At 48.8% G+C, this 11,103-nt stretch carries 7 protein-coding genes and 1 pseudogene; 3 read left to right on the top strand and 5 right to left on the bottom strand.

The window, feature by feature from the left end; translation table 11 throughout:
* The 3 genes and pseudogenes from V6C93_RS14960 to V6C93_RS14950 all read left to right on the top strand — a co-directional run.
* A pseudogene (locus V6C93_RS14960) lies at positions 1-882 on the top strand (ATP-binding protein); the annotation flags it as partial.
* Positions 883-1,032: 150 nt separating this feature from the next.
* A complete protein-coding gene (locus tag V6C93_RS14955) occupies positions 1,033-1,599 on the top strand; it encodes a Uma2 family endonuclease (RefSeq protein WP_333477463.1) in 567 nt (188 codons plus the stop codon).
* A gap of 167 nt (positions 1,600-1,766) precedes the next feature.
* Positions 1,767-4,415: a HEAT repeat domain-containing protein gene (locus V6C93_RS14950; protein WP_333477462.1), complete on the top strand. Its 2,649-nt coding sequence runs from the start codon at positions 1,767-1,769 to the stop codon at positions 4,413-4,415.
* A gap of 43 nt (positions 4,416-4,458) precedes the next feature.
* Here the strand turns inward: V6C93_RS14950 and V6C93_RS14945 are convergent, their stop codons facing one another.
* From V6C93_RS14945 to V6C93_RS14925, 5 genes are all read right to left on the bottom strand, one after another.
* Positions 4,459-5,289 (bottom strand): DUF3153 domain-containing protein, encoded by an 831-nt coding sequence (locus V6C93_RS14945; protein WP_333477461.1) that lies wholly within the window; start codon positions 5,287-5,289, stop codon positions 4,459-4,461.
* 192 nt (positions 5,290-5,481) lie between these two features.
* Positions 5,482-8,274, bottom strand: coding sequence for an adenylate/guanylate cyclase domain-containing protein (locus tag V6C93_RS14940; RefSeq protein WP_333477460.1), 2,793 nt, complete (start codon positions 8,272-8,274; stop codon positions 5,482-5,484).
* 667 nt (positions 8,275-8,941) lie between these two features.
* Positions 8,942-9,472 carry a hypothetical protein gene (locus V6C93_RS14935; protein ID WP_349262719.1) on the bottom strand — a complete coding sequence of 177 codons (531 nt, stop codon included), beginning with the start codon at positions 9,470-9,472 and terminating at the stop codon, positions 8,942-8,944.
* Positions 9,473-9,565: 93 nt separating this feature from the next.
* Positions 9,566-10,495: an ABC transporter permease gene (locus V6C93_RS14930; RefSeq protein ID WP_333477458.1), complete on the bottom strand. Its 930-nt coding sequence runs from the start codon at positions 10,493-10,495 to the stop codon at positions 9,566-9,568.
* A 28-nt stretch (positions 10,496-10,523) separates the two neighbouring features.
* A partial coding sequence (locus tag V6C93_RS14925) for an SMP-30/gluconolactonase/LRE family protein (protein WP_333477457.1) occupies positions 10,524-11,103 on the bottom strand: 580 nt, incomplete at its 5' end.

Below are 11,103 nucleotides of genomic sequence, written 5' to 3'. Positions count from 1 at the left end.
GGGGAGGTACTGATGGCAATTACTGATGCAATTTCCGATGCAGTAGGCTGCACACCCCCAACGGATGCAGATTTGCTGAACCTTCCCTACCGTACCTTTGAACGCTATTTAAAACAGGTCGAAGCACATCTTAGCGGTGGGTTAATCGTCGCCCTAGACGAATTCGAGAAAATAGAGGAACTGATAGAAGCTGAGAAAATCCCTACAGACTTTATGGGATATCTGCGGGGGCTGGTGCAAATGAGTTCTAAAGTCGCCTTCGCATTTGCAGGTTTGCACACCTTGGAAGAGATGACAGCCGATTACTTCCAACCCTTCTTCGCCAGCGTCATCCCCATCCATGTTGGCTTCCTGCAACCTGGAGCTACCCGCCAGATTCTCGCCAACCCCGATGAAGAGTTCCCCCTCGACTACACCCCCGAAGCGCTAGACCAAATCTACGCCCTTACCGCAGGCCAACCCTACTTAGTTCAGCTCGTAGGATTCCAGCTCGTTCGCCGCTACAATGACTATGTTTTCGAGCAAGGACGCCCCCGCAACCCAGTCTTCACGGTAGAGGACGTGGAAGCCGTCATCAACGACCCCGAATTCTTCAAGCGAGGGCGCTACTACTTCGATGGCGTTTGGGGACAGGCAGCACGAGGGGCTTCTGGGCAGCAGGCGATTCTGAAAGTATTGGCACCTCACCCACAGGGGTTAAGCATTGAGGAATTAACGACGCAATTGGACGAAATCGTAGGGGCGAACAGCCGTTCGCCCCTACAGGAGGAAACATTACAAGAAGCCCTCAAGACTCTGACGCGCCACGATGTGATTCAAGAACAGGAAGGACGCTGGCAGATTATTGTAGAACTGTTTCGTCGTTGGGTTTTGCAAAATTAGGCGGCGTAAACCTTGTGGAGAAATTCAGGCAACAAGGAACAAGCAATTGCTTTCTCCTTACGGAGACGCTACGCGAACGGCACCAGCGAAGCTGATCCCACGATTTAAGCATCTGACAAAATGTGAGTAAGCCAGTACACCCTGCTAGCCATGAACCACATCACCCTCACCATCCCTAACCTAACTAGCAAAGACTTCCTGAAACTGTGTGAAGCGAACCGAGACTTGCGGTTAGAACGCGCCGCTACTGGAGAAGTAATTATTATGCCCCCAACAACCCCGTGGACAGGTAAGAAAAATGGCGAAGTATATGGTCAACTCTGGTTGTGGAATCGACAAACAGGTTTGGGCAAAACCTTCGATTCCTCCACTGGCTTTACGTTACCCAATGGCGCTATCAAGTCGCCAGATGCAACTTGGGTGAGTAATGAACGCTGGAACACCTTAAGTGAAGACGAACAGCAAGAGTTTTCACGGCTTTCTCCTGATTTTGTAATCGAGTTACGCTCCAAGAATGACACCTTGAAAGAACTTCAGGAGAAAATGCGAGAGTACATCGATAACGGTGTACGTTTGGGATGGTTGATTGACCCTAAAACGAAGAAGGTAGAAATCTACAAACCAGAGCAAGATGTTGTAGTACTGAACTCACCAACTACAATTTCAGGGGAAAATGTACTGCCAGGATTTGTCTTAGATTTGACTCCAATTTGGTAAATGATATAGTTTCCATTTGCAGGAGAATTATTCAAAAACCTCCGCGTCCCCCTCTGCGCTCTTTGCGTTAAAAAATATGATTCAAAATGTGAACTCGCTAAAGTTACGAAATCGACCCCCATCCGCGTGAAGTCTAAAATAGGCACAAGACTTCTAGAGGTAAGTGCGTGGTTAAACACACTCAAGCTAAAGTCCTCACAGCCGCAGTATTCAAGGTTGTCATTCTCTGCCTATTACTGTTCTTACAGGTAAGTGGCAGCAGTTGGGCGCAACCCGTCCCATACACCCCAGTTGCTCCCCTAATTGAGAAACTCACCGATACTGATTTTCGGGTACGCCATGATGCTGCCGATGCGATCGCAAAAATTGGCTCCCCCGCTGTTCCCTTTCTCATCAATGCCCTGAAAGCGGAAAATCAGCAAGTTCGCTGGCGTGCAGCTTCTGCCCTTGCAGAAATTGGTTCCGAAGCCTCAGCCGCCGTCCCCACGCTGCTGACGACCTTGCACGATGAGGATGAATACATTCGCCGAATTGCCGCCTATGCACTCGGAAAAATTGGCCCAGAAGCCTCTACAGCCGTTCCTGAGCTAATTGAAGCTCTGCGCGACTCGGATCGAAACCTGCGCTTAGTTGCCGCCTATGCTTTAGGAAAAATCGGTTCTGCCGCCTCAAGCGCCGTCCCGGCTCTAATCGTCACCCTCCAAGACACGAATGCAGAAGTGCGTTTGAATGCGGCAATGGCTTTAGGACGCATTGGCGCAGACGCGGATACAGTCGTGCCTGCTCTAATCGGCGCATTGCAAGACAAAGCCAAACATGTTCGCCAAGGGGCTGCCGATGCGTTAGGGCAATTTGGTGCCAAAGCGAAAACCGCCGTACCTGCCCTGATTACCGCCTTAAAGGATGAGAATAAATACGTTCGCTTGAATGCAGCTTCAGCCTTAGGGCGAATCGGTTTAGAAGCCAAACCCGCCATTCCTGCCCTAATTGCGGCATTACAAGATGACAAGGTGGAAGTTCGCCGCAATGCTGCCAACGGACTGGGAGGAATTGCGGGTGTGTTTCAGGATAAAGCCAAGAAGCTATCCAACACCGAGTTGGACAAAGACATCTCGGACTTAGAGAAAGCTCTCAAAATTGTAGAAGACCCAGAAGCCAAGTTTCCAGAGGAATACATAGCTGTTGTTCGCCGTCCTCTGTTGGCACTGCAAGCTGAAAAACAAACCCGCCTATTCGATCGCACTTTGGAATGGATACTTCAGCATAAATGGTGGTTAGGCGCGATCGCTTACATTCTTTTTGTCCCCCTCATCTGGTTAATCCTCCTCCGCGTGCGCCCGTTGTGGTTGCTACGGATTAACAATGCCCTCAAGCCTTACACCGATGTTCCCCTACCAGTGATCGGTATCAGCGTACCCATTCGATATGCCCTATTTGTCGGGTTCTTCCATTACCACCCCAAAGTGCTGGATGGTTGGGTAGCATCACACCTAAAATCTGTGCGAGAGGAATTCCAACAAAAGGATACCGTGCGCGATCGCAACGTGTACATCCCCGTCCCCGTCGTCCTCGATGGCGAAACCGTCCCCCACCTTACCGCCCAAGATTTACAGCCCAAGTTCAAAAAGCAGCGCGGTTGCCTGCTGATTTGGGGTGAAGGAGGTGCCGGAAAAACCAGCTTAGCCTGTCAAATTGCCAAGTGGGCTACCTCCGATGATCCGGCAGAACGCCTGTGTGAACATCAGATGCTGCCTGTCTTAATTGAGGAGGAATTGGACTTTGAAGCCACGGACAAACCACCGTTCATTGCCGCTATCCGAGGACAGTTGCAAGATTTAACCAATGAGGCTGATCCAATCTCAGAGGAACTGCTGGAACGTCTGCTGCGACAACGGCGCATTCTCGTTATTGTCGATCACCTTTCGGAAATGAGTGAGGCGACGCGCAAGGCGATTCGTCCAGAGTTGCCGGATTTTTGTGTCAATGCGTTGGTTATCACCTCGCGCACCGAAGAAACCTTGGGCAAAGTGATCAAAACCACGCTCAAACCTTTGCGGATTGAAGGTAATCGACTCTCATCCTTTATGGAAGCCTACCTGACCCAACGAGGAAAACGCGATCGCTTCACAGATACGGAGTTTTTCGACGCCTGTAGCCGACTATCCACAATGGTGGGAACGCGCAACATCACTGTGTTACTGGCAAAACTGTATGCGGAACAGTTGATTGCCGCTAAGGAGGGCACACTTTTAGGCGCACAAGGTGCTACGCCCCTACCGGACAACATTCCCGATCTGATGCTGAGTTACTTAAACGAACTCAACCGTGATGTGAATGGGGATAAGCTAGATGATCGCATCATTCAGGAAGATGCAAAAGCACTAGCCTGGGAATGCTTGAAGGGAACCTATCGTCCTGCTACTGCCAAACGCAAAGATGCGATGGCTCTATTAAACGGAGACGATGCAGAAGCTCGCCTCAAATATTTAGAACACCGTCTGCGTCTCATCCAAACCATCGGCCCTGCTCAAGACCAAATCCGCTTTGCCCTCGACCCCCTCGCCGAATATCTTGCGGCTTTGCAGTTGATTGAGAATTACGGCAAAAATCAGGGACAGTGGCGCAAATTCTTAAGCCAAGCTGCAACCATGCCGGGAGCCCCGGCTGCCATTCAAGGCTTCCTGCTTGCCGTACACGATTGCTGTTTGCGTCAGGGAGCAGAGGCTAAGGTGCCTGACTTTGTTGCTCAGGAACTAAGGAAACTGGCGGGTTTAGCCAGCCCACCAGGGCAAACTCAGATGGCTCAACGCCCTTAACGCAATAGCGGAAGACCCCATACCATTCTAGGTACAAAAATAGCTATTGTGCTTTTGACAAGGTAGCAGGTGCAACAGGTTCAGTGATTGTCCAGGGAAAAGCCTTGTACTTGAGATAAAAACCACCCAAGACTAAAAGCATGATCGCAACAGTCCCAACACCCAGCGGACTGGGAAGCCAAAACACGGCTTCTAAATGGTTGAGCTGTCCAGGTTGGAGTTGCCACACTAGCTGATGTCCATCCTGATAGACTTCTGGGTGAAGGGAATTCCCTGCTTGATTTACTTCCCGTGCGCCCCAAGGTGTCTCTAAGCTAAACTGCAAATCTAATAGGGAACTAGGGCTGACAATAACATTTCCATTGGCAGAGACGACACCCAGCGATCGCAAATCCAGATCGTAAGTTAACTTGTTTCGCTGCACCAAGAACCAGTTGCCCTGAGCCAAATGAAACTTAGAATCTAATTTTGGTAAATCTATCGGCTCACTGGCCTTCCCTGAAGACTTCTTCTTCGCAACCGGGTTAAAAAATTGGTTAAACTTAGACTCTAATTCCGTACCATTGCTAAACGGAATCGTCACAATCATTTCTTGGTCAGAGAGGCGCTTGGTTTTTCCCTGAAGCTGGCGAGCACGCTGCTCAATGCTTTTGAGCCATTCCTGTGCCTGCTCATTACTAAAGCTAGTCAACTGTTCCCCTAGCTTGATGTGCTGCACGATCGCGCCGTGATGCTGACCCTCGAAGTTGACTCCGACATTATATTGAACACAGCCAGACAATAGTAGCGCTGACAGCAACATTAGCCCAAGAACTCGTAAGCGCTCTAGAATCCGACGGCAAAACGGTAATAAATTAATAACGGCTGGTTTCACAACTTTCTCTCCTGACGCTCTGAGCTTAATGTATAGCAAAAGGTAGAGGGCGGAGGGCAGTTCGCGCAGCGTTCTCCGCAGGAGTAGGCAGAAGGGAAACGAGCTACGGGTCAAGGTTTCAGTATTTGGTTCTTTCCTAATCGCCTTGGTGACGGCTATATGACAACCGACCCAAGAAGAAATGGAATTCGATTAACGAGCGTCAATCAGCCAATAAGTCGTCATGTCTCCCTTCCCTTTGACAGGGATAGTTCCCCGCTTTTTCAATACATACTTATCCTGCAAACGCTCATAAGTACTTGCCGTAACCTGAATCCGTCCCGGTATCCCCTGAGACTCCATCCGGGACGCCACATTGACTGTATCGCCCCATAAATCGTAGATAAACTTTTTAATCCCAATAACACCCGCTACGACCGGCCCCGTATTAATGCCAATCCGAATTTGGAACGGTTCCCCCTTGTCTACTTCAAATTGGGTAATCGCTTTTTGCATATCCAGTGCCATTTTAGCGGTACGCGAAGCTATGTCCGAAGGACTTATCGCTTCTGCATGATCCTCCTTCGGCATCGGTAAACCCCCTGCTACCATATAGGCATCGCCGATGGTTTTAATCTTCTCTAAACCGTGTTTCTGTGCCAGTTGGTCAAAGGTAGAGAAAATCTCATTAAGCAAGCTGACGAGTTCGTGCGGGGATACCCGAGCAGAGAGTGGGGTAAAGCCGACGATATCCGCAAACATAATTGTCACCTCATCAAATTGCTCGGCGATGAGGGTGTTGCCATTCCGCTTCGGGAAGGCATCCTCACGAAAATTCCAGAGGTTTTGTTTCAACTGTTCTGCGATCGCTTGAGGCAAAATATTAAGTAACAAACGCTCCGATTTTTCTTGTTCTACCCGCAACGCTTCCTCTGCGTTTTTGCGCAGGGTGATATCTTCTACAACACCCAGGATGCCAATCACCTTCCCCGTTGAGTCCTGTAAGGGAATTTTACTAATATCAAGCCAAATGGGTTGCCCATCGGTTGAGGGTCTTGGCTTAGACGCAACAATATGTAATTCTGGCGTCACCGTCTCCATAATGCGACTGTCTTGAACTCGGAACAAGTCTGCTATTTCTCGGTTCGGCAGCACGTCGTAGTCGGTTTTACCGACCACCGATTCTGGCGTGCTAATCCCGGCAGCGGTTGCCCAGTTTTGATTACAACCCAGGAAGACCAAGTTAGCATCTTTCCAAAACACTTGCAGCGGAATGTTATCTAAAATCAAGCGTAGATACTCTTTCTGCTCTCTTAGTGCTTGCTCAATTCGCTTGCGCTCCGTGATGTCATTGCCAATACAAAGCAGGCAAACTTCTCCAGCTAGGTCAATCTTCTCAGCGGAGAGCAGTAGCGTCCTCACTTCATCAGACTTGGTGCGGAAATTCACCTCCTGATTCCGTAAGGCTCCCTTAACATTAATCATCTGGATGATACGAGCATGGTCTTCTGGATTTGCCCATATTTCCACCTCATTAGCGGTATGACCAATGATTTCTTGAAGCTCATAACCACAAAGGCGCAAAAAGCTGTCGTTGACCTCGATATAACATTCATCCGTGAGAGTGGTAATGGTCATGGGGTGAGGAGCACAACGAAAGGCTAAGGCAAACTTTTCTTCTGATAGGCGCAATGCTGCTGTTCGTTGTTCAACGCGACGTTCCAGCTCTTGATTCGTCTGTTTCAACACCCTATACGACTCACGCAACTGAGCCACCATCTGGTTAAAAAAGGTTGCCAGAACCCTCAGTTCCTTGATACCTTCTACTTCAACGGTTTGGTCTAATTTGCCTCTAGCGATCGCCATAGAGGCTTCACTTAAGCGGATAATAGGCTGAGTAATCCAGCGGGAAGTCATCAGTCCCAGCAGCAGTGCCAGCATCAAGGCTAATACACACAGGAGGATGATAGTGCGGGTATTGCCATGAATTTGACCCATGAAGTCGGCTTCGGGCACGACAACAACGACTAACCAATCTAATCCCTGATGGAGGTTACTACGTCCCGTTGTGCGATCGTCCCACAAAGGCATCACTTGTATAAATTGTCGCTGACCCTTTAGCTGAAACTCTAGCTGTTGGCTACTCTTAATCTGAGTCAAGTTACCAAAAGAAGCAGCTAACTGCTTAGCTGTAGCACGGGTTAAGGCATTGCTGCTATCTATCGCCTTCAGTCGCGCTAGTTTTTCAGTATTCTTGTCCCAGCGAACGGGTTCTTCAGGCGTGGACGTGGCAACCAGCAATCCGTTGCGTTCCAAGATAAAGGTTTGTCCAGTGTGACCAATCTTTAATCCTCTCAGGAACTCACTGATTTGTGACAGGCTCAGACTAGAACTCGTAACGGCTAGTAGCTTACCCTGAGTATCGTAGATAGGCTGAGTCGCCCAAACTTTGAGAGATGCACCCTTAGAACTCCGGGAAACTTCCGTCCAAGTCGGGTTACCGGCTTTGATGGCTGCTTGATATTTAGGTTGCTCCCAAACGTTATTTTTTGAGCTGGTTTCTAGGATTTGAGTGCGATTTCCTTGGCTATCAGTTGCCCAGTTTTGCTGACGTTCCGTGGTTTTATGGGTCATGTCGATGGTAATGGAACCATCCTCGCGTCGGAAGATACCCATGTATCCTTGGTTAGGCGTGGAAATATGGATAGAGGTCAACGTATCAAACTTTTTGATTTGCCGCCACAAGAAGCGATCGAGCGTTGGAAGATCGGTTAATTTCTCCAAACCCAAATCAATGGCATCCGCATTGATTTGATTCACCTGCTGAGGGATTTCCAAATCAGTTTGCAAACGAAGCTGGATGCGATCGCTAATTTCGCGGCTTAATTCGCTGGCAACGGCATTGACGGCTTGCTGTCCGTTACGTACCGAGAGATAGCTGATCACTCCGACGGCTAGAAAAATTTGCAACACAAAAGGCAGCACTAAGAGGAGGCGTAGTTGCATTTTTTGAGGAATTCTGACCAGCCGTTTGAGCATACCTGATGACGCTATTGATTGGTTTTGAGGAAGAAAATTTATTTTTTCTCCTTGAGCTTCCATACTTCTCCCTTTCCCTTCTGTATCCAGCTCAATGTTCGCTTCGCTAAACGTTGTCTAGTTATCCCCACAGAAATCTAAGGTTAGATTATTAATAATCCAAACTTTTATATCTGCTTTTATTTACTATGCCTATATACATCAGATATGAGGCAGATTTCTGAATTTACAACTAGACTATTGCAGTCCTTAAGCGTAAATAGTGAGGAAAATCCTCAATAGCACCCTGAATCAAGCTCAAGAAATTCTAGTATTCTATACAGTTTTGTTCAAACTAGGCAGGTATTGACTATCACGTCCCCTACTCAGCTAATATGCATTTAAGTTGCCTATAGCCAGGGCTGAAGCCCTTACTATAAGAGGGATATTGTGCAAAAATGAATGATGATTAGCTGACCACCCTGAGAAACAATTGGCAGTTAAGTATCCTGAGAAATATCAGTCTAACAAGGTAACTGACAGAAATAGGGTGCGTCCGATCACACCCTACTCGCTTCCATACTGTTCGGTTAACCTCGCCCAATGCCTGCCAGGATAGGGGAGGAAGGCTTTGGCTATCTACCTATGTTAAAAATCAAATCCCGAACCAGATTAACCCTCCTACTGTCACAAGGAGTGCAATCAGAGCAACCCAAACAAATTGATTATCTTTGGTGTTCACCTGAGTGAGATCGATCGCTTCTGGTTCGACTTTGTCTTTGCGATCGCGCTTGCTGGTTGTGCTTGAACTTTGACCCATGCGACGGTCTTTGGGGTCACTTTCTGCGATCGCAGCTAAGTCGGGAATTTGCGTCATCCATTCCGCTGGTCTAGCGAGCTGAGGGGCTTGCAGAATATACAGTAAGCGTTTGCCTTCTTTACGGGTTTCTGGATCGGGATGACGACTTAACTGCTGACAAAGAGCGATCGCATCCGATCTTTGCCCAGCGGCTTCATAAGCGGTCACTAGCCACATTTGCGCCTCTCCCCCTAAGCGAGAGCTTCGGCTCATCAGGGCACATGCCGCCTCTAAATGCTTTATAGAAGCGCGATACTCACCCCGCTCAAATGCGATTTTTCCCGTTTGGTACTCAATTCGGAATTTTTCTTTGTTTTCTGAACTCACTTTCGACTGTGCCAATTCAATGGCGTCAAACTGCTTTACTTTTATTGTCACTGTTGTTTAGAAACACGGCATTGCTCAAAGTGCATATCATTTTTAGCGATCGCGACTTTCCTTGACATAAGCCATGCCAAGAGCAGCAGGTGGTGTGGACTTTCCTGCCAATCCCACCAACGCGAACAAAGCAATCACATAAGGCAACATGCTGAGAAACTGGTAGGGAATCTGAAGATTAAACGCCTGAATTCGCAGTTGCAGTGCTTCTGTCGCACCAAAGAGCAAGCAAGCCAAAACCGCGCCAATGGGGTGCCATCGACCGAAAATCAAAGCGGCTAAAGCAATAAAGCCTTTACCCGCACTCATGCCTTCTGTAAAGAATCGAACGTGTACCAACACGAGGTAAGCGCCGCCTAATCCTGAAAGACAACCGCTAAGGATAACGCTGATATATCGTACTAAAACCACGGATATCCCAGCCGTATCAGCGGCTCTAGGGTATTCCCCGACAGCTCTGAGCGCTAAACCTAAACTGGTGTGAAACAGCAGGTAAGTACTCAAAGGGACTAAGAGAAACAGAAAATAGACTAAGGGGTCTTGATTAAATAGGAGAGAGCCAAGAATAGGAATATTTTTCAGTAGCGGGATGCCGATGGACGCAAATCCCTGTAACTGCTGAGTGCTATTCGTTGCAAAAATGACTCTTGCCCAGAAGGCCGTTAACCCCGCTGCTGCCAAGTTAATCGCTAAACCGGAGACGAGTTGATCGACACGCAAGCTGACGCAGAGATAGGCATGAACCAGTCCTATCAATCCTCCGGCAACGAGGGCGGCTAGGGTACCAATCCAGACATTGTCCGTGAAGAATACTACCGCCGCGCCAACAAATGCTCCTGTGAGTAACATCCCTTCTAGCGCAATATTCAGGACACCTGAACGTTCTGACCAGAGTCCGCCCAAGGCGGCAAACGCTAGGGGCACACAGAGGCGTAGGCTGGCAACTAAGTAGTCTGATAAAAAAGAAGTCATTTCAAGAGGGAATACCGGGGTTGTTTCCTCACCGCAGCAGAACTGGTTGAGCATCGATGCGAACGCGAAAGAGCGTGTAAGGCTTTTGGCGCAGGTCTTTCCCTTTTTGATATTTCGCCTGACGGTGCAACTGGTTTGCGGTGACGTAGAGGTATCCATCTGCCGCAACGGACATCGTATCGGGCCACAGAAGGCGGGGGTCGTGTACTACCGTTTCCCACTCTCCACCCGAACGGCGACGCAGAATGGCATTGTGTTCGTAGTTCGTCGCGTAAATGTACCCTGCCGCGTCTGTTTCGAGTCCATCTGCACCACCGCCCTTGTCTCCTTCATCAATTACGGTTGCAGCAACGGCGCTATCGTCAATTGATCGCTCCACTAGTGCATCAATAGCAACACTGTAGAGCCGTCGGCTGGCAAGCGGGCAGTAGTACAGACGTGACCCATCGGCACTAATTGCAATCCCATCTGACCCCATTTTGATTGGCTTGGTCTTTCCATCTGGCTGACGTTCCAATAGTGGACGACCCTCGACGATTGGGCGGAAACTTGATAGCGCCTCAGCCTTTGTAGATGGATGATCGTGCAGCTTGCGCCAGCTCTCGCCT

Origin of the sequence: Allocoleopsis sp. (assembly GCF_036703385.1) — a bacterium.
Classification (GTDB): Bacteria; Cyanobacteriota; Cyanobacteriia; order Cyanobacteriales; family Coleofasciculaceae; genus Allocoleopsis.
The sequence above is the reverse complement of the archived record's forward strand: the minus strand, read 5'-3'. Positions and strand labels throughout refer to the sequence as shown.